This window comes from Micromonospora sp. NPDC023888 (assembly GCF_040639415.1).
Classification (GTDB): Bacteria; Actinomycetota; Actinomycetes; order Mycobacteriales; family Micromonosporaceae; genus Micromonospora.
This window is the reverse complement of the sequence record NZ_JBEZZW010000008.1, coordinates 199,583-218,855: the sequence shown is the minus strand read 5'-3', so window position 1 is coordinate 218,855 and position 19,273 is coordinate 199,583. Positions and strand designations below refer to the sequence as shown.

Annotated in this window: 17 protein-coding genes and 2 pseudogenes; 7 read left to right on the top strand and 12 right to left on the bottom strand. The window is 71.8% G+C overall.

Annotated elements, in window-relative coordinates:
- Positions 1-106: 106 nt before the first annotated feature.
- The 4 genes from AB0F61_RS10270 to AB0F61_RS10255 all read right to left on the bottom strand — a co-directional run bounded on the left by AB0F61_RS10270 (position 107) and on the right by AB0F61_RS10255 (position 4,637).
- Positions 107-1,795, bottom strand: a complete 1,689-nt coding sequence (locus AB0F61_RS10270) for a methylmalonyl-CoA mutase family protein (protein ID WP_357806510.1) — start codon at positions 1,793-1,795, stop codon at positions 107-109.
- Positions 1,796-1,920: 125 nt separating this feature from the next.
- A complete protein-coding gene (locus AB0F61_RS10265; RefSeq protein ID WP_357806581.1) occupies positions 1,921-2,322 on the bottom strand; it encodes an Asp23/Gls24 family envelope stress response protein in 402 nt (133 codons plus the stop codon).
- Between the two features lie 114 nt (positions 2,323-2,436).
- Entirely contained in the window at positions 2,437-3,372 is a 936-nt protein-coding gene (gene meaB / locus AB0F61_RS10260) for a methylmalonyl Co-A mutase-associated GTPase MeaB (RefSeq protein ID WP_357806578.1), read from the bottom strand.
- 65 nt (positions 3,373-3,437) lie between these two features.
- Positions 3,438-4,637 carry an acetyl-CoA C-acetyltransferase gene (locus AB0F61_RS10255; RefSeq protein WP_357806508.1) on the bottom strand — a complete coding sequence of 400 codons (1,200 nt, stop codon included), beginning with the start codon at positions 4,635-4,637 and terminating at the stop codon, positions 3,438-3,440.
- A gap of 77 nt (positions 4,638-4,714) precedes the next feature.
- Here AB0F61_RS10255 and mce point away from each other — a divergent pair, with 77 nt between their 5' ends.
- The 4 genes from mce to AB0F61_RS10235 all read left to right on the top strand — a co-directional run bounded on the left by mce (position 4,715) and on the right by AB0F61_RS10235 (position 10,739).
- Positions 4,715-5,185, top strand: a complete 471-nt coding sequence (mce, locus tag AB0F61_RS10250; protein ID WP_357806505.1) for a methylmalonyl-CoA epimerase — start codon at positions 4,715-4,717, stop codon at positions 5,183-5,185.
- Between the two features lie 379 nt (positions 5,186-5,564).
- Positions 5,565-6,920, top strand: coding sequence for a crotonyl-CoA carboxylase/reductase (gene ccrA, locus AB0F61_RS10245; protein ID WP_357806573.1), 1,356 nt, complete (start codon positions 5,565-5,567; stop codon positions 6,918-6,920).
- 315 nt (positions 6,921-7,235) lie between these two features.
- Entirely contained in the window at positions 7,236-8,495 is a 1,260-nt protein-coding gene (locus AB0F61_RS10240; RefSeq protein ID WP_357806501.1) for a DivIVA domain-containing protein, read from the top strand.
- A gap of 177 nt (positions 8,496-8,672) precedes the next feature.
- Positions 8,673-10,739, top strand: a complete 2,067-nt coding sequence (locus AB0F61_RS10235) for a hypothetical protein (protein ID WP_357806498.1) — start codon at positions 8,673-8,675, stop codon at positions 10,737-10,739.
- Positions 10,740-10,833: 94 nt separating this feature from the next.
- Here AB0F61_RS10235 and AB0F61_RS10230 read toward each other — a convergent pair.
- A pseudogene (locus AB0F61_RS10230) lies at positions 10,834-11,163 on the bottom strand (hypothetical protein); the annotation flags it as partial.
- On the opposite strand from AB0F61_RS10230, the pseudogene AB0F61_RS10225 reads away from it, so the two are divergent.
- The 3 genes and pseudogenes from AB0F61_RS10225 to AB0F61_RS10215 form a co-directional block, all read left to right on the top strand.
- Positions 11,163-11,306, top strand: a pseudogene (locus AB0F61_RS10225) (DNA-binding protein); the annotation flags it as partial. The pseudogenes AB0F61_RS10230 and AB0F61_RS10225 sit on opposite strands and share 1 nt — an antisense overlap.
- Entirely contained in the window at positions 11,297-11,485 is a 189-nt protein-coding gene (locus tag AB0F61_RS10220; protein WP_357806496.1) for a DUF397 domain-containing protein, read from the top strand. The pseudogene AB0F61_RS10225 and the gene AB0F61_RS10220, both read left to right, overlap by 10 nt.
- Positions 11,486-11,593: 108 nt before the next feature.
- On the top strand, positions 11,594-12,694 hold the full coding sequence (locus tag AB0F61_RS10215) for an AI-2E family transporter (RefSeq protein WP_357806570.1): 1,101 nt from the start codon (positions 11,594-11,596) through the stop codon (positions 12,692-12,694).
- A 16-nt stretch (positions 12,695-12,710) separates the two neighbouring features.
- On the opposite strand, the gene AB0F61_RS10210 is transcribed toward AB0F61_RS10215, so the two are convergent.
- The 7 genes from AB0F61_RS10210 to AB0F61_RS10180 all read right to left on the bottom strand — a co-directional run bounded on the left by AB0F61_RS10210 (position 12,711) and on the right by AB0F61_RS10180 (position 19,116).
- Positions 12,711-13,520, bottom strand: a complete 810-nt coding sequence (locus AB0F61_RS10210) for an alpha/beta hydrolase (RefSeq protein ID WP_357806494.1) — start codon at positions 13,518-13,520, stop codon at positions 12,711-12,713.
- 158 nt (positions 13,521-13,678) lie between these two features.
- Positions 13,679-14,008 carry a hypothetical protein gene (locus AB0F61_RS10205; protein WP_036411703.1) on the bottom strand — a complete coding sequence of 110 codons (330 nt, stop codon included), beginning with the start codon at positions 14,006-14,008 and terminating at the stop codon, positions 13,679-13,681.
- 37 nt (positions 14,009-14,045) lie between these two features.
- Positions 14,046-15,107: a hypothetical protein gene (locus tag AB0F61_RS10200; RefSeq protein ID WP_357806491.1), complete on the bottom strand. Its 1,062-nt coding sequence runs from the start codon at positions 15,105-15,107 to the stop codon at positions 14,046-14,048.
- Positions 15,104-15,598 carry a SigE family RNA polymerase sigma factor gene (locus AB0F61_RS10195; protein WP_357806488.1) on the bottom strand — a complete coding sequence of 165 codons (495 nt, stop codon included), beginning with the start codon at positions 15,596-15,598 and terminating at the stop codon, positions 15,104-15,106. Before AB0F61_RS10195 ends, AB0F61_RS10200 begins: the two co-directional genes overlap by 4 nt.
- Before the next feature lie 40 nt (positions 15,599-15,638).
- The gene (locus tag AB0F61_RS10190; protein ID WP_357806483.1) at positions 15,639-17,429 is read right to left on the bottom strand and encodes a 3-hydroxybutyryl-CoA dehydrogenase; all 1,791 of its coding nucleotides are present in this window, start codon (positions 17,427-17,429) and stop codon (positions 15,639-15,641) included.
- 126 nt (positions 17,430-17,555) lie between these two features.
- The gene (locus tag AB0F61_RS10185; RefSeq protein WP_357806480.1) at positions 17,556-18,620 is read right to left on the bottom strand and encodes an alpha/beta hydrolase; all 1,065 of its coding nucleotides are present in this window, start codon (positions 18,618-18,620) and stop codon (positions 17,556-17,558) included.
- A 100-nt stretch (positions 18,621-18,720) separates the two neighbouring features.
- The gene (locus AB0F61_RS10180; protein ID WP_357806477.1) at positions 18,721-19,116 is read right to left on the bottom strand and encodes an FHA domain-containing protein; all 396 of its coding nucleotides are present in this window, start codon (positions 19,114-19,116) and stop codon (positions 18,721-18,723) included.
- Positions 19,117-19,273: the final 157 nt, after the last annotated feature.

The following is a 19,273-nucleotide window of genomic DNA, read 5'->3' as shown; positions in this document are numbered from 1 at the left end:
CGGCATTCGCGTGGTCCCCCGGGACCGCCTCGGCACGATCACGAACGTCCGCGGAACGCGGGGCTGGGGCGCGGGGATGGGGAGCGGGGGGACGCGGACGGCGGGGTCAGAAGCGGGCGGGCTCGCGGTGGGTGCCCCACTCGGCGCGCAGGGCGTCGCAGATCTCGCCGAGGGTCGCCTCGGCGCGGACGGCGTCGAGCATCGCGGGGATCATGTTCTCGTCGGTGCGGCTGGCGTCGACCATCCGGCTCACCGCCGCCCGGACCGCCGCGTCGTCCCGGGCGCCCTTGCGCTCGGCCAGCACCCGGCGCTGCTCCAGCTCCACCTCGTGCGAGATGCGCAGGATCTCCAGCTCCTTGGCGACCGTACCGGTGTGGCAGTTGACCCCGACGATCTTCTTGTCGCCCTTTTCCAGAGCCTGCTGGTAGACGAAGGCCGACTCGGCGATGTGCCCGGTGAACCAGCCGTCCTCGATGCCGCGCAGGATGCCCGAGGTCATCGGGCCGATCTGGTGCGGCCCCTCCCCACCGAGCTGCCGGATCCGGGCGAAGATCTCCTCCGCCTCGGCCTCGATCTTGTCGGTGAGCGCCTCGACGTACCAGGAGCCGCCGAGCGGGTCGGCCACGTTGACCACGCCGGTCTCCTCCATCAGCACCTGCTGCGTCCGCAGGGCGATCTCGGCCGACTCGTCGGTGGGCAGCGCCAGGGTCTCGTCGAGCGCGTTCGTGTGCAGCGAGTTCGTGCCGCCGAGCACCGCCGCGAGGGCTTCGACGGCGGTGCGTACCACGTTGTTGACCGGCTGCTGCGCGGTCAGCGAAACCCCGGCGGTCTGCGTGTGGAACCGCAGCCAGAGGGCCTTCTCGCTGGTCGCGCCGTAGACGTCGCGCAGCCAGCGGGCCCAGATCCGGCGGGCGGCCCGGAACTTGGCGATCTCCTCGAAGAAGTCGAGGTGCGAGTCGAAGAAGAAGCTCAGCCCCGGCGCGAACACGTTCACGTCCAGGCCGCGCGAGAGGCCCAGCTCGACGTACCCGAAACCGTCGGCCAGGGTGTACGCCAGCTCCTGCGCGGCGGTCGAGCCGGCCTCGCGGATGTGGTAGCCGGAGACCGAGAGCGGCTTGTAGCGCGGGATCTCGGCGGCGCAGTATTCCATCAGGTCGCCGATCAGGCGCAGGTGCGGCTCCGGGTCGAAGAGCCACTCCTTCTGCGCGATGTACTCCTTGAAGATGTCGGTCTGCAGCGTGCCGTCCAGTTTGGACAGGTCGGCGCCCTGCCGCTCGGCGGCGACCAGGTACATGCAGAACACCGGCACGGCCGGGCCGGAGATGGTCATCGAGGTGGTGACGTCGGCCAGGTCGATGCCGTCGAAGAGCGCCTGCATGTCGGTGGCGGTGTCGATGGCGACACCGCAGTGGCCGACCTCGCCGAGCGCCTGCGGGTCGTCCGAGTCGCGGCCCATGAGCGTCGGCATGTCGAACGCGACCGAGAGGCCGCCACCGCCGGCGCCGAGGATCATCTTGTAGCGCTCGTTCGTCTGCTGGGCGTTGCCGAAGCCGGCGAACTGCCGGATCGTCCAGGTCCGCCCGCGGTAGCCGGTGGGATACAGACCCCGGGTGTACGGGTACTCGCCCGGCCAGCCGATCCGCTCGAAGCCCGGGTACGCGCTGCCCTCGGGCGGCCCGTAGACCGGTTCGACAGGCATCCCGGAAAGCGTGGTGAAGTCGGCGTCACGCTTGCGTGCGGCGTCGTACCGGGCCTGCCAACGCGCCCGTCCGGCATCGATCTCGTCGGCGTCCATGAGCAGGGCTCCTCCTCGGGTCCTCGACTGCACGTCGAGTGTAGGGCCCCCACCTGAACGATCGCTAAGTCCCGTCGTACCGACCGGTAACGTGCGGCCTGGAACCCCCGCCGCCCCGATCCGGGCTAGACGGCCGGCCCGCCCATCGCCACGTCGTCGACCCGGATGTTGACCTCGTCGACCCGCAGCCCGTACGCCTCGACCGCCTCGGTCACCCGGGCCCGCACCTGCCCGGTGATCTCCGGCACCGGCTGGCCGGCCTGGATCACCAACACCAGGTTGACCACTGCGGCGTCCCCGGTCACGTGCGCCGAGCAACCCCGCCGGGCATCGCCCACCTGATCCAGCCCGACCCGGTCCAGCACGGAGTTGAAGAACCGGGCCACGTCCCCGCCCAACTCGGCCACCCCGGGAACCGCGCGGGCTGCCGCGACCGCGATCTTCTCGATCACCTCGTCGGAGACCTGCGTCGTTCCGCCAGCCCCCGCCGACGCCGTGATCAGCTCCTGCGTCGCCTCGTGGTCCATAGCCACTCCCCTGCTCCTCACGCCACCGCGCCGGCACACCGCCCGGCCCCCACCGCCGTGGGGCGCTGCGAGCCTACAAGGGAGGCAGGCCGCCAGGGTGTCCCCGGTGGACGCTCAGCGAGCGAGCTGGGCGAGCAACTCGTCCGCCGCCCGGTACGGGTCGATCGCGCCCTCGGCGACCTTGGCGGCGAGCGTGGCCAACTCCGTACCGTCGCGCAGTGAGCCGATCCGGGCGCGGAGGGCGCCGAGCGCGATCGCCTCGACCTCGGCGGCGGCCCGCGCCTCCTGGCGGCGGCGCAGCTCGCCGTGCTCGACGAGCCAACCCCGGTGCTTGTCGATCGCCGCCGCGATCTCGTCGATGCCCTCGCCACGTGCGGCGACCGAGCGGACCACCTGCGGTCTCCACTGCCCCGGGCCGCGCTCACCGAGGGCGATCATGCCCTGGATGTCACGGACGGTGGCGTCGACGCCGTCCCGGTCGGCCTTGTTGACCACGAACACGTCGGCGATCTCCAGGATGCCGGCCTTGACCGCCTGGATCGCGTCACCCATGCCGGGGGCGAGCAGCACGAGCGTGGTGTCGGCAAGGGAGGCCACCTCCACCTCGGCCTGCCCGACGCCGACGGTCTCCACAAGCACCACGTCACACCCGGCGCCCTCCAGCACCCGGACCGCCTGCGGCGTCGCCGCGGCCAACCCGCCGAGGTGACCCCGGCTGGACATGGACCGGATGTAGACGCCCGGATCGGTGGCGTGGTCCTGCATCCGCACCCGGTCACCGAGGATCGCCCCACCCGTGAACGGGCTGGACGGGTCGACCGCCAGCACGCCGACCCGATGCCCCCGCGCCCGCAGCGCGCGGACCAGCTCGTTCGTGGTGGTCGACTTGCCCACCCCGGGCGAACCGGTCAGCCCGACGACCTGGGCCTGCCCGGCGTACGGCGCCAACGCGGCGGCGATCGCCGGCAGCAGGTCGTCGCCGTTCTCCACAAGAGTGATCAGCCGGGCCACCGCGCGGGGGTCACCCGCGCGGGCCCGCTCGACAAGCATCGGTACGTCCCGACTGCGGCGCACCGACGTGGCGCCCGTCGACGGGACCTGCTCGGCGGCTTCGTTCACCGGGCCGACGCAGCCTTGCCCGGCACGTGGATGATCAACGCGTCGCCCTGGCCACCGCCACCGCAGAGCGCCGCCGCGCCGGTGCCGCCACCACGCCGCTTCAGCTCCAGGGCGAGGGTGAGGACGAGACGCGCGCCGGACATGCCGATCGGGTGCCCCAGCGCGATGGCGCCGCCGTTGACGTTGACCTTGTCCGGGCTGATGCCGAGGTCCCGGGTGGACTGCACGCCGACCTGCGCGAACGCCTCGTTGATCTCGATGAGGTCCAGGTCGGCGACGCTCAGGCCACCCTTCTTCAGCGCGTGGTTGATCGCGTTGGACGGCTGCGAGTGCAGGGAGTTGTCCGGGCCCGCCACGTTGCCGTGCGCACCGATCTCGGCCAGCCAGGTCAGCCCCAACTCGACGGCCTTGGCCTTGCTCATCACCACCACTGCCGCGGCACCGTCGGAGATCGGCGACGAACTGCCGGCGGTGATGGTGCCGTCCTTGGCGAAGGCGGGACGCAGCTTGGCAAGCGACTCGACAGTGGTGTCCGGGCGGATGCCCTCGTCCTCGCTGATCACCAGCGGGTCACCCTTGCGCTGCGGGATCACCACCGGGGCGATCTCGTCGGCGAAGTGGCCGTTCTTCTGCGCGGCGGCGGCCCGCTGGTGGCTGGCGGCGGCGAACGCGTCCTGCTCCTCGCGGGTGATGCCGTGCCTGGCGCCGAGGCGCTCGGTCGACTCGCCCATCGAGCAGCAGTCCCAGGCGTCGCTGAGCCCGTCGTGCGCCATGTGGTCCTTGACCACCACGTCGCCGTACTTGTAGCCGGTGCGCTGCCCCATCAGCAGGTGCGGGGCGTTGGTCATCGACTCCATGCCACCGGCCACCACGATGTCGAACTCGCCGGCACGGATCAACTGGTCGGCCAGGGCGATGGCGTCCAGGCCGGAGAGGCAGACCTTGTTGATGGTCAGCGCCGGCACCGACATCGGTACGCCCGCCTCGACCGCCGCCTGCCGCGCCGGGATCTGACCGGCGCCGGCCTGCAACACCTGCCCCATGATCACGTACTGGACCTGGTCGGGGCCGACCCCGGCACGCTCCAGCGCGGCCTTGATGGCGATCCCGCCGAGCTTCGTGGCCGGGAGGTCCTTGAGGTTGCCCAGCAGCCGCCCCATCGGGGTCCGCGCGCCGCTGATGATCACCGAAGCCATGCCTGCCTCCGAGGGGGTGCCGTGCTGTACGCCTTAACGAATGTTCGGTCAGACGAGTGTTCGGTCAGACTAGCGTCATGACTGAGAACTCCTCCGCCGAGCCCGGTGCCGACTCCGTCACAGACATCGGGCTTCGCAAGATTGACCACGTCGGGATCGCCGTGGCCGACCTGGACACCGCGATCGACTTCTACCAGCGGACGTTCGGGATGCGCTGCGTGCACATCGAGACCAACGCCGAGCAGGGCGTACAGGAGGCGATGCTTGCCGTCGGGCCGACCACCGAGGGCGGCTGCGTGCAGCTACTCGCCCCGCTCACCCCGGAGTCGACGATCGCCAAGTTCCTGGACCGCAACGGGCCGGGTGTGCAGCAGGTCGCGTACACGGTTGTCGACATCGACGCGGCCTGCGCGGCGCTGCGCGCGCGGGGGATGCGGCTGCTCTACGACGCACCGCGGCGCGGCACCGCGGACAGCCGGATCAACTTCGTGCACCCGAAGGACGCCGGTGGCGTCCTTGTCGAACTCGTCGAGCCCGCCCCCCACTGACCCCGCGCCGACGCCGCCGTCGGCAAGATCCGCACAACTTCAGGGATGTTGCTGCCTCCACCGCTCTTGAGGCAGCAACATCCCTGATGTTGCTGCCTCGCGCGCCCCGCGCGCCCCGCGCGCCCCGCCCCGCGCCCTCCGGAGGCTCCAGCCACGCACGTCAGTGCGCGGTTGGAGGGGTGGCCGGACACCTTCACGCATCGGCGGATGCAGTTTTTCACAGAGGACTTCCCGGCCTAGCTACCGTTCAGTAACGTCCGGCCCCACCGGAGCGCGACGGGGTCGGATGTGTCGAATGCCGACATGGCGGTCGTGCCCCACCGGCGCCGACGATGGCAGCACCCGGGCCCGTGCGGGTGCGGACGAACCGGAGGTCACCGTGCAGGACATCCTCGAAGCGATCATGGCGGCGGAGGAATCGAGCGATCCGGACCGCGAACTCGCCGGCGTCGCCGGGCTGCCCGTACCGGAGAGTTACCGAGGCGTGGTGGTCCGCGCCGAGGAGGCCCGGATGTTCGACGGCATGGCCACCCGGGACAAGGACCCGCGCAAGGCGTTGCACGTCCAGGAGGTGCCGACGCCGGAGCTGGCGCCGGGCGAGGCGCTGGTCGCGGTCATGGCCAGCGCGATCAACTACAACACGGTGTGGACGAGCATCTTCGAACCGCTGCCCACCTTCAAGTTCCTGGAGCGCTACGGCCGGGTCTCCGAGCTGACCCGCCGGCACGACCTGCCGTACCACGTCGTCGGCTCGGACGCGGCGGGCGTGGTGCTGCGCACCGGCCCCGGGGTGACCCGGTGGGCACCCGGCGACGAGGTGGTCGCGCACTGCCTCTCCGTCGAGCTGGAGGACGCCGCCGGGCACGACGACACCATGCTCGACCCGCAGCAGCGGATCTGGGGCTTCGAGACCAACTTCGGTGGGCTGGCCGAGCTGGCGGTGGTCAAGGCCAACCAGCTGATGCCCAAGCCACGGCACCTGAGCTGGGAGGAGGCGGCCAGTCCCGGGCTGGTCAACTCCACCGCGTACCGGCAGCTCGTCTCGCACCACGGGGCCAACATGAAGCAGGGCGACGTGGTGCTGATCTGGGGCGCCTCCGGCGGCCTCGGCGGGTACGCCACCCAGATGGCGCTCAACGGCGGCGCGATCCCGGTCTGCGTCGTCTCCTCGCCGGAGAAGGCCGAGCTGTGCCGCCGGATGGGCGCGGAACTGGTCATCGACCGGGCGGCGGAGGGTTTCCGCTTCTGGAAGGACGAGGAGACCCAGGACCCGGACGAGTGGAAGCGCTTCGGCGAGCGGATTCGCGAGCTGACCGCCGGCGAGGACCCGGACATCGTCTTCGAGCACCCGGGTCGGGAGACGTTCGGCGCGAGCGTCTACGTGGCCCGGCGCGGTGGGACCATCGTCACCTGCGCCTCCACGAGCGGCTTCCAGCACCAGTACGACAACCGCTACCTGTGGATGCACCTCAAGCGGATCGTGGGCAGCCACTTCGCCAACTATCACGAGGCGTGGCAGGCCAACCGCCTGGTCGCGCTGGGCAAGGTGCACCCGACGGTGTCCCGCACCTACTCGCTGGAGCAGACCGGTCAGGCCGCGTACGAGGTGCACCGCAACGCCCACCAGGGCAAGGTCGGGGTGCGTTGCCTCGCGCCCACCGACGGTCTGGGCGTACGCGACGGGGAGCTGCGGGCCCGGCACGAGGACGCCATCAACCGGTTCCGGGGACACTGACCGGCACCGCCGGCCCGGGGAGGCACCGCGTCCGACCACCGGCCGGACGGGTGAACGCTCGATGTCCAATGCGGTGATCGGACATTGTTCTTCCGCTCCCATTAGCGAGAAACCCACCAGGATCGAACAAAGGGCCTCGGGTAACCCCGGGGCCCTTTTCCGCGTCACGCTCCGTGGCGTCCGACCCGCCCGGGACCTGCCAAGATCGCCGATTGGTCCAGCCGCGCCGATGGTGGGAGTTGACCATGTAATGAGGCCACGAAAGCTGCGCACCGCTCTTGCGAAGCACCCTGGGGCGTCTGCCAGTATGTCCCAATGCCCCAGCAGCAGTCCTCCCCTCTCGCGTTCTTCGATAACGCGAACTCGCAGCCAGACTTCACCGTCGGCCTGCGCGGTTACAACACTCACCAGGTCGATGACTTCCTCGGCCGGATGACCGCCGCGCTGACCCAGTCCGAGCAGGCCCGTGCCGAGGCCGAGCAGCGGATGAACGACGCCCAGCGTCGGCTCCGCCAGGCCGAACAGCGCATGAGTGCGCTGGAGCAGAAGCTCACCGACACGAACAAGCAGCTCGAAGAGAACAGCCGGCCCACCCTCTCCGGTCTCGGCACCCGCGTCGAGCAGATCCTCCGGCTCGCCGAGGAGCAGGCCAACGACCACCGCAACGAGGCCAAGCGCGAGTCGGAGGGCATCCTCTCCGCCGCCCGCCTCGAGGCCCGCGAGATCACCGACAAGGCGCGCGCCGAGGCCGCGGCCATGAAGGCCAGCGCCGAGCGCGAGGCTGGCAACCTGCGTACCGCCGCCGAGCGCGAGGCCGCCGAGGTCCGGGTGCAGGCCCGCCGGGAGGCTGACACGCTGCGCGCGGACGCCGACCGCGAGACCAAGCAGCTTCGTACCGTCACCGCCCACGAGGTCGCCGAGCTGAAGTCGACTGTCGAGCGGGAGGTCGCCACGCTCCGGGCCACCGCCGAGCGGGAGATCACCCAGCAGCGGGCGAAGGCCGCCCGCGAGGCTGAGGAGAAGCGCGCCGAGGCGACCAAGCTGCTGACCGATGCGCGGGACAAGCGCGACAAGGACCTCCAGGCGCTGGAGCTTCAGTTGGCTGAGCGGCGGGAGAAGTCCGAGCGCGAGGAGTCCGAGCGGCACGCCGCGCAGGTCGCGCAGACCCAGAAGATGGTGAGCGAGGCCGAGCAGCGTGCTCGGGCCGCGCAGGAGCGGGCGAAGGAGATCGAGCAGCGCGCCGAGGCTCGCCGGGTCGAGTCGGAGCGCAACGCCGCCGAGACGCTGGACAAGGCCAAGGCGCACTCCGAGAAGACGCTCAACGAGGCCAAGGCCGAGTCGCAGCGCCTGCTCTCCGAGGCCCGCACCGAGGCGGAGTTGACGACGCAGGCCGCCCGCCGCGAGGTCGAGGACCTCACCCGGCAGAAGGACGCGGTCACCTCGCAGCTCGGTCAGATGCTCTCCGGGCTCGCCGGCATCGTCCCGGGGATGCCAGCGGCCGCCCCGGCGGCCAAGCCGGAGGCCAAGAAGACCGATGGCGGTCAGGAGCGGGTGCCGGCGGAGACCGCCGGCTGACGCGAGACGTCAGGTCGGGGCATCGACGGCGCGAGGTGACACCGGGTAACCGGTGCAACCTCGCGCCGTGTGCGTTTCCCAACCGTTGGTATCCCCTGCTCGCAACGGAGTGAAGTAGCTCGCACAAGGCGCGTCCGTATCGCCCCAGCAGGCCCTGTTGCGTGTGAGGATGGGGGCATGTCGCACGGCGAGGAACTGTTCGCTCTCGGCGGGGACGTGACGACGGAGCCCAGCTTCGAGTCCGCTCTGCGGGGGTACGAGAAGAAACAGGTTGATCGGTATGTCGCGCGTGCTGAGCACGAGATCGCGACCCTCGCCTCCGAACGGGAACAGGCGTATACACAGATCCACAAGCTCGCCGGCCAGGTCGAGGTGCTCCAGCGTGACCTGACGCAGGTGCGCAAGCAGATGAACGTGGTCGACCGGGCCTCGTTCCGGCATCTCGGCCCGCGGGTCGAGTCGATCCTCACTCTCGCGGAGGAGCAGGCCGAGCAGATCCTGACCGACGCGAACGGCGAGATCGAGGCCCGCCGCGCGGCGGCCGAGCACATCATCGAGGAGGCCCGCGAGCAGTCCGCGCGGGCGCTGAAGGACTTCGAGCTGGCCCTCGCCGCTCGGCGCGCGGAGGAGGAGCGGCACAGCGCCGCCCGACGGTCCGAGGCGGACGCCACCCTGCGGTCGGCCAAGGACGAGTCGGCGCAGTTGCGCAAGGCGGCACAGGACGCGCTGGCGAAGGCCCAACAGGAGGCCACCCAGCTGCGGGACACCGCCAAGGAGATCCACACTCGGGCCCAGCAGGAGGCCACCAAGCTGCGCGAGACGGCCCGCGAGACCTTGGCCACCGCCCAGCAGGAGGCCAGCGACCTGCGCGACGCCGCCAAGGAGGTGCACGCCAAGGCCCTCCAGGAGGCCAAGCGGCTCACCGACACCGCGACCGAGGCCGGTCGGGCCAGCCACGCCAAGGCGCAGCAGGAGGCGAAGCAGATCATCGACGACGCGTCGATGGCCGGGCGGGCCACCCGTGCGAAGGCGCAGCAGGAGGCGGAGCGGCTGACCACGCAGGCCGCCGAGGCGGCCAAGCGCAGCCGCGCCGACACCGAGGCGTACGTGCAGCGGATGCGCGCCGAGACCGAGGCGTACGTGCAGCACACCCGGGCGCAGACCCAGCAGGAGCTGGGCGCGTGGCGGGCCGGCGTGGAGCAGGAGGTCAACTCGCGGCGGGAGGCGGCCGACCGGGAGTTGGCGCAGCGTCGGTCCACTGCCGAGCAGGAGTTCGCCAAGCACCGCGACGAGCTGGACAAGCAGCACAAGTCCCGCCAGCAGGAGCTGGAGACCGGGTTCGCCAGCCGTCAGCAGGAGTTGGAGGCGGGTTTCACCGCCCGCCGCGACGAGTTGGAGACCGAGTACTCCACGCGTAAGAACGAGATCGAGCAGGGCGCGGCCGGTGTCCTTCAGGCGGCCGAGCAGGAGGCGGCGGCTCTGCGCCAGCGTTCCGAGGCGGAGGCCGCCGAGCTGCTGCGCCGGGCGGAGACCGAGGCCGGCGACAAGCGCCGCGAGGCCGACGAGCATGTCGCGGCCTCCCGTCGGCAGTTCGAGGAGTACGCGGCCACCACCCAGCAGCACCTGGCCACCACCCAGCAGCACCTGGCGGCCACCCAGCAGGAGTCGGCGGCGGGCCGACAGCAGCTCGCCCAGGTGATGCTGGAGATCGCCCAGGCCCAGCAGCAACTCGCCGACCTGCGGCAGGAGACCTGGAAGTCCCGGCAGGAGTCCGACGAGCTCAAGCGGCAGGTGGCCGAGCTGCGGTTGCAGAGCGTCACGGGCCCGATCGACGGCCCGACCGCTGGCGACGGAGTGAGCAGCAGCGCGACCGACGGTGGAGACGACCGCGCGACCGGGTCCGGCACTGCGGCCACCGAGGCGGGCACGTCGCCGGGGTCGGGTGCGGCCACCGGCCTGAAGACCGAGCCCGCCGACACCCGGCAGCCGGTGAACGCCGGGGCTGACGGTGCCGGGCAGTCCACCACCCGGCCGGTGGCCGAGCCGGTGACCACCGTCGACGGAGGTGCGGCCAGCGCCGGGGTGGACGGGGAGCCGACAGTGGCCGCCGTTCCGGGCGAGGGTGGCCGGGGCGCCAAGCCAACCAAGATCACCAGCACCGGTGAGAACGGCAAGCGACCCAGCAAGCCGACCACCGACGAGCGCAGCGCCAAGCCCAGCAAGGTCACCATCGAGAAGGACTGACGGGTACGCCGCCAGCGGCATGATCGACACGACATCAGCGAAATCGGGGTGTCCGGCTTACCCGGACACCCCGATTTCATTAAAGGCGAGTGGATCAGGGCCGCTGGTCGGGTGGTGGGTCGATGATCGGACGACGGAACGGGCCCCACGCCACGAAGCGCTCGAACAGTTCCCGGGGTGCCGGCCCGTCGTACGGGTTGAGCTGGTACAGGTCGTGCGCCGCCTCGTGGTAGAGCCCGGCGAGGTAGATGGTCAGCGCCGCCGGGTCGGTGTCGAACTCCGCCTTGAGCAGCAGCCGAGCGTCTGCGCAGGGCCACGGTCGGCCGTCTGCCCGGCAGCACCACATGGGTCGCAGCGGGGTGTGCGGCGTCCGCGCGCCGCTGAATCGGGGAAACGCCGGGTACGGCCCGAGCCGCGGCTGCGGAGCACCAGATTGACGGTCTCGTGGTCGATGGCGACCATGAGGTGGCTACGCTGCTGGCGCGCTGGGAGATGATCAGAAACAGTGCACTGCCCCGCCAGCAGTCGATCGAGCTGATGAAGGAAGTTGTGACGTCATGGACCTGACCGGTGCACAGTGGCGCACGTCGACCCGTAGCGGCAACAGTGAGTGCGTCGAGGTGGCGGACAACCTGCCCGGACGGGTGGGGGTGCGGGACAGCAAGGACCCGACCGGCCCGGTGCTGGTCTTCGCACCGACCGCCTGGCGGGCGTTCGTGGCCGCCACCCGTCGGCCCAACGCCTGAACCGGGAGGACCGTGGTGCCACAGAACGACCCGTCCGGCGACGACCCGGACGTGCCCCCCGGTCCCCCGCCAGCGGAGACGCCGCCGTCGGCGGAGACGCCACCACCGGTGCCGGTCCCCGCTCCGGGGATCGACCCGGACGAGCCGCCGGCGGTACCGTCCGGAAAGTTCGGCACACCGGGGCGTCCGCTGCGCCGCAGCAGTTTCCTGATCGGGTTCACCGGGGCGCTTGGCGTGCTCCTGGCGTACACCCTCTATCTGGGGATTCGCAACGCCGGCGGCATCCTGGTGCTGGTGGTGATCGCGCTCTTCCTGGCTGTCGGTCTCAACCCGGCGGTGGTACGACTACGCCGCTGGGGCGTGCCGCACGGCCTGGCGGTGGCGGCGGTCGCGTTGACCGTGGTGTTGCTGCTCTGCGGCGGTGTGGTCGCGCTGGTCCCACCCATCGTGACGCAGTCGGGGCAGTTCATCGACCAGATCCCGAGCCTGCTCGACGAGCTGCGCCGCAATCCGACGGTCAACGACCTGGTGGAGCGGTACGACGTGGTGGAGCGCGTGCAGGGCGCGGCCAACGCGGAGACGGTCGGTCGGGCGCTCGGCGGGGTGCTGGGCGGCGCACAACTGATCTTCGGCACGGTGTTCCGGACGCTTACCGTGCTGGTGCTGACCATCTACTTCCTGGCCTACTTCAACAAGCTGCGGGCCCTGGGCTACGCGTTGGTGCCCCGGTCGCGGCGGGAGCGGGTGGAGCTGATCGGCGACGAGATCCTCGCCAAGGTCGGGGCCTACATGGTCGGGGCGCTGAGCATCGCGGTGCTGGCCGGTGCGACCACCTTCGTCTTCGCGCTGATCGTCGGGCTGCCGTACCCGTTCGCGCTGGCCGTGGTGGTGGCGGTGACCGACCTGATCCCACAGATCGGCGCCACCCTGGGCGCGGTGATCGTGAGCCTGGTCGGCTTCGCCTCCGACCTGCCCACCGGCATCGCCTGCGCGATCTTCTTCCTCATCTACCAGCAGGTGGAGAACTACCTGATCTACCCGAAGGTGATGCGACGCTCGGTGGAGGTCAACGAGGTGGCCGCCCTGCTGGCCGCGCTGCTCGGCGTGGCGCTGCTGGGCGTGGTGGGCGCGCTGATCGCCATCCCCACGGTGGCCGCGCTGCAACTGATCCTGCGCGAGGTGGTGCTGCCCCGCCAGGAGACCCGCTGACCCGCGGCCCGGCGGGTCAGCTGGCCTGACCAGCGGCCGGGCCGGGGACGGGCGTGTCGGCGAACGACGCCACCGTCCGGTCGGCGTACGCGCTGACGTCGCCGGCCTCCACCGGGCCGTCCCAGGTCGTCGGCAGGGGCACCTCGACGGCCGGGTTGACCCGCCGGACGATCTCGTCGAGCACCGTCTCCGCGTCGCCCACCCAGAGGTGCTTGGCGCCCGGGACGCCGATCACCTCGGCCTGCGGCACGGCGGCGAACCGCTCCCGCGCCTCGGCCGGACGCAGGTAGTCGTCGAACTCGGGCACCAGCGCCGTGAGCGGCCGACCCGAGGCGGCCCAGGTGTCCAGGTCGGCAGGTGTCGAGAAGCGCAGCGGCGGGGAGAGCAGGATCGCCCCGGCGACCGCCGGGTCGCAGCCGTACTTGAGGGCCAGGTCGGTGCCGAACGACCAGCCGACGAGCCAGATGTCGGGCAGCTCGGCGAACTCCGCGTACTCGATGGCGGCGGCCACGTCGTACCGCTCCCCCACCGCGCCGTCGAACGCTCCCTCGCTGGTGCCGCGCAGGCTGCTGGTGCCCCGGGTGTTGAACCGCAGCACGGCCAGGTCGGCCAGGGCGGGCAACCGCCAGGCCGCCTTCCGGAAGACGTGGCTGTCCATCATTCCGCCGTGGGTGGGCAGCGGGTGCAGGCAGACCAGTGTGGCCACCGGCGGCCGGTCGGCCGGCAGGGCCAGCTCGCCGACCAGCCGCAGGCCGTCGGCGGTGTGCAGCTCGATGTCCTCCCGGCGGCCGGGCAGGATCGACGACGCGCGGATCGCTGTGCTCACCGCCCAAGTGTGTCGTGAAGTCACCGCCGCCGCCCGCCCGGGCACGAACAGCGTGATCCAGGTCGCTGAGCCCCGCCGCGGGGCACCGCCGGCCGCCGTCGCCCAGCGCGGCGCGGGGCGCCCCGGCCGCGTCGCCCGGGGCGCCCCGGCCGGGTAGGTCAGTAGCGGGGGGTGCCCCGGCCGCGTTGCACGGCCGGGCCGCGCCGGTCCCGGGCTCGCCAGCAGCCGCTGTGCCAGTGCCGCCGGTCGGTCAGGTCACCGAGGCCGTCGGCCGGCCAGGCCACCAGGTGCGCCACCCCGGGTCGGATCTCCTGGTCACAGCCGGGGCAGCGGTACGTCTTGACGGACGCCCCCGCGCCGATCCCGCGTACCTGCCAGGCGCCGTCGGTCCACTGCTGCACCGAGGCGACACCCTGCCGGACGCGGTCGGCGTCCAGGTTGGCGTTCTCGTCCCGACGAGGGCGGTTGCGACGGGGGCTCACAGTCACCAAGCGTACGGTCCGTCTGATGGGGCGGCCCGGTCGGTCACCAGGACGCGGGCTCGTCCAGCGCCTCGGCGACCTGCGCCCCGCCCAGCACCGTTGCCGCGTCCTCCTCGTCGTACCCCTGCGCCGGCCAGCCGAAGTTCGCGGTCAGGTGGGCCTTGGGAAAGCCGAGCAGCTCAAGTTCCTTGTTCTGCTGATCGATGTGCGCCGGTTTGCCGCCGATCATCCGGTTCCCCTCGATGCGGTTCCCGGCGATACCGGTGGCGTACTGCAACTCGACCTGAATCGCGCCCGGGTCGCTCCCGGAGACCATCATCTGCACGCCGAACGCCGCCGGGAACGGTGCCACAGTCACCTCGCACCTGACGAGCCGTGTGCCCGCCGGCAGCGCGGTGAGCCGCAGCGGGCCACCGCAGCGGTGGGCCTGGTCGAGCCGCAGCGCGGCGGCCACGTCGAACAGGTCCCGCTCGTCCGGGCCGCTGCCGCTGGCCCGTGCGTACACCCCGGGGGCGGGTTGCCAGTGCCGCAGCCAGGCCAGGACGCCGTAGGGCCCCTCGGCGTGCGACACCGATCCGTCGAAGACACCGTCCTTGATCAGCTCCGGCACCAGTGCCGGCAGGCCCTGCGCGCGCATGGGCAGGGCCTCCGCGGAGGCGGCCAGCTCCACGGTGACGGTGCGCCCGCCGACGTCGAGCCGCGCCATCTCCACGCCGCTCTGCACCGACCAGGAGAGGTATCGGGGTCCGTCCGGGACGAACCCGAAGTGCAGCACGTCCGGGTCCGTGCCGACCAGATCGGGTCGGGCGGCCGCGCCCGGTACGTCGTCGAGCCGGGGCGGCGTCACGGCCTCCACGGCGTCACCCGGCCGGCCAAGCCCTGGGATGACGACGTCCGGTCCGGAGCCGGAGAGCCGCACCGGACCGAGGGCCACGCCCGCGCCGAGCACGGCCACCACCCCGAGCACCGTGCCAGCGGTGGTGCGTCGGCGACGGATCCGCGCCCGACCCCGGGACACCGCGACGGCCAGCAGCCGGTCGGTGTCCACGCTGCCCTCGGCGTGCTCGCGCAGCGTCTGGTCGATCCGCTGGTCGAGGTCTGTCACGGTCGGCTCCCGTTCGTGGCCGGGGCACCGCAGCGCTCCCGGAGGTTGGCGATCGCCCGCATCGCGTGGGTGCGGACGGTGACCGGCGAGCAGTCCAGGATCTGGGCGATTGTCGCGTCGTCGAGGTCCTCGTAGTAGCGCAGCACCAGCACCGCCCGCTGGCGGTCGGGCAGGCCGAGGATCAGCCGCCACATCTCGTCCCGGTCGGCCGCCTCGCCGCCGAGGTCGCCACGCTGGGCCCGCTCGGCGAAGGAGTCGACGACCAGCTCCCGGCTGGACCGACGCCGCCACCAGGAGTGGTTGGCGTTGACGAGCATCCGGCGCACGTACACGTCGGGCCGGTCGGCGCGGGCGATCCTGCGCCAGTGCACGTACGCCTGGGACAGCACCTCCTGGGTGAGGTCCTCGGCCCGGTGTTCGTCACCGGTCAGCAGCCGGGCGAGCCGGACCAACGCCGGGCCCCGGCTGCTGACGTACTCCTCGAAGGTCACACCCTGCAGACGCCGTAGGCACCCCGGGTCGTTGACCCGGTCAGCGGTGCGAGTGGTCGCGGAAGCCGCGGCGGGTCTTGCGGCCCAGGTAGCCGGCGGTGACCAGGTGCTCCAGCAGCGGCGCGGGCGCGAAGCCCGGCTCGCGCAACTCCAGGTACAGCTCGCGTTGGATCGCCAGCGCGACGTCCAGCCCCACCACGTCGAGCAGCTCGAAGGGGCCCATCGGGTAGCCGCAGCCCAGCTTCATGGCGTGGTCGATGTCGTCGGCAGTCGAGTAGCTGGCCTCCAGCATCTTCACCGCGTCGTTCAGGTAGGGGAAGAGCAACGCGTTGACGATGAAACCGGACCGGTCGCCGCAGACCACACCGGTCTTGCCGAGCGCGGCGCAGACGGCGCGGGCGGTGGCGGTGGCCTCCGGGGAGGTGCGGATCGTGCGGACCACCTCGACCAGCGCCATGACCGGCGCGGGGTTGAAGAAGTGCAGCCCCACCACGTCGGCCGGCCGCTGGGTGGCCATCGCCACGTCGATCACCGGCAGCGACGAGGTGGTGGTGGCCAGCACCACGCCCGGCTTGCAGATCTCGTCGAGGCTGGCGAAGAGGGCCTTCTTCACGCTCAGCTCCTCGACCACCGCCTCGACCACCAGGTCGACGTCGGCGAGGTGGTCGAGGGTGGCCGACCAGCTGATCCGGCCGAGCGCGGCGTCCCGGTCGGCCTCGGCGAGCTTGCCGCGCACCACGCCCTTGTTCAGTGAGGTCTTCACGGCCTCGCAGACCGTCGCGGACTTCTCCGCGCCGCGGGTCACCGACACGACCTCGTAGCCGGCCTTCGCGAAGACCTCGATGATCCCGGCGGCCATCGTCCCGGAGCCCACCACGCCGACCTTGGCGATCGCTCGCGCGCCGTCGGCGAGGCCGGCCTCCGTCGTCAGCGGCGTCGCCTCATCCGGTACGACCACCGGCGAGCCGGGCCGAACGTAGGTGTAGAAGCCCCGGCCGGACTTCCGACCGAGCAGCCCCGCCGTCACCATCTGCTTGAGCAGCGGCACCGGAGCGTGCCGGCGGTCCCGCCCGCCGCGCCGGTACATGGTGTCCAGAATCTCGTACGCGGTGTCCAGGCCGATCAGGTCCATCAGCGCCAGTGGGCCCATCGGCAGGCCGCAGCCGAGCTTCATCGCGGCGTCGATGTCCTCCCGGGTCGCGTAGTGCGACTCGACCATGGCGACCGCGTGGTTGAGGTAGCCGAAGAGCAGCGCGTTGGCGATGAAGCCGGCCCGGTCGTTGATGGTGACGTCGACCTTGCCGAGCCGGGCGCAGAGCGCCTCGACGTCGGCGACCACCTCGGGCGAGGTGACGACGGTGCGGACCACCTCGACCAGCTTCATCACCGGCGCCGGGTTGAAGAAGTGGATGCCGATCACCTGGTTGGGCCGGGTGGTGGCCACCGAGATCTCGGTGACGCTCAGCGACGAGGTGTTGGTGGCGAGGATGGCCTCCGGCCGGCAGACCCGGTCCAGCTCCGCGAAGATCCGCTGCTTGAGGTCGAGGTGCTCGGGCACCGCCTCGATGACCAGGTCGACGGAGTGCAGCGCGGGCAGCCCGACCGCGAAGTGCACCCGCTCGTGCAGGGCGTCGCGGTCCGCCGCGGCGAGCTTGCCCTTGGCGACCGCCCGGTCGGTGGAGGCGGTGAGGGTGGCCCGGCCGCGTTCCAGCGCCGGCTCGGAGATCTCGACAGCGACCACGTCGATGCCGTTGCGGGCGAAGACCTCGACGATGCCGGCACCCATGGTGCCCAGCCCCACCACACCCACGGTGCTGAACTCGCGCGCCACGACCGGCCTCCCCAGACACTCCGCACGGCCCCTGAACGGCCGCTAAGGCTATGCGCGCGAGTCTGCCACGTGACGCTTGGTTGTCGAGACGCCGTGGCATATTTCACCGCCGGCGACGTGGGGCCGCTAGGCGACGGGCCCGCTGGTCAGTGCCAGCAGTTCCGCGACGAACTCGGCCGGCCGTTCCAGGTGCGGGCTGTGTCCACAACCGGGCAGCACCACCTCGTGGTACGTGCCGCCGGCCGCCGCGTACCGCTCCAGCACCGACCGGGTCTGGCCGACCATCGGCTGCGGCGGGCAGGCCTCCGCGCCGGGCCAGCCCGGAACGAGACCCAGCGAGCCCAGGTACGCCAGGTCGAACAGCGAGGTGTCCGAGACGATGACGTCGGCGTCGCCGCGTACCCAGGTGACCGGGGGTTTGTCGGCGACGGCCACCAGCTCGTCGGCGAGCCGGAACCAGGTCGGCGCGAGCGCGTTGAGCACCCCACGCTTCCCCGGCGCGGTGCCCGGCCAGTTCGGCGAGGGCACCGCCGTGCCCGGGTAGTTGTCGTCGCCGGTGGCGGTGGAGAGCACCGTGTCCAGGAGCAGGTCCTCGTCGGCGCCCAGGGCAGCCGGATCGGCCACATAGGTGGCTCGCAGGACGGCACGTGGGCTGGCCGCGGTGTCCGCGCTCCGGTCGCCGGCCGCGAGCCGGGCGACGAAGTCCGGGTTCGCCGTGCCCGCGCCGGTGCCGGCGAAGTCGGGAGTGGTCGGTGTGCCGGTCAGGTCGCGGGTGCCACCGAAGCCGTACGGGGAGACCGGTGCCGCGAGCAGCAACGCGCCCACCCGGTGTGGGTGGTCGACGAGCAGTCGCATCGCCACTCCGCCGCCGAGGGAGTGCCCGACCACCACCGGGCGGTTGCCGCTGGGGCCGAAGAGCGTCGGGTCGTCAAGCAGTGCGGCCACGTCGTCGGCGAAGTCCCGCAGGCCGCGGGTGGCGTCCACCGGGGCGGTCGCGGAGTCGCCGTACCCGCGCAGGTCGGGGGCGACCACCCGCAGGGTCGGCGGCAGCCGCCGGACCAGCGGCTCCCAGAACAGGGCGGACGAGCAGTTGCCGTGGATCAGCAGCACCGGGATGCCGTCCGGCGGGCCGGCCACCCGGACCGCCTGGGTGATGCCGTTCGCGGTGACGCTCCGCTGCTCGGTTTCCATCCGCGGGATGGTGCCACGCGCGCCGGTGCCGGTCCAGGTGCCGGACAGCCATCCCGGGCGCGGCCCAGGTGTGGGTCACGCCCGGGTCGGCGTGCGCCGGTCAGCGGCGGGCACTGGGCGGCGCGGCCAACGGCAGCGGCAGTGTCGGTCGAATGTCCCGCCGGGACGGGCCGAAGCTGAGCCCCACCGGATCGGTGTGTGCCACCCCCGGGTCGAACAGGCGTAGTTCGGTACGGCCGAGTCGGATCACGTCGCCGTCGGAGAGACGCTCGACCTCGGTGATCCGGCGGTCGTTGAGCCAGGTGCCGTTTGTCGAGCCGAGGTCCCGCAGCGACGGGCCCTCCGGGGCCAGCCACACCTCCGCGTGGCGGCGGCTCAGGTGCGGGTCGCTGATGACGACGTGACCGGTCGGTGCCCGACCGACCACCTGCGGTTCGACCCGAAGTCGAAAACTTGCTCCGCGCATCGGCCCACCCGCCACCGTCAGCAGTGGCATAAGTTCCGGATGTTCCTCCATGGACAGTCAGCCCTCCACCCCACACCGTTACTCCGCGCGTCAGCCTGCCATCAGACGGTAATCATCGATACCGACCGGCCGGTCAGCTCCTCGTCACCTCCCGGCTACCCGCCGTTCGACGATTCGGGCGGGTGGC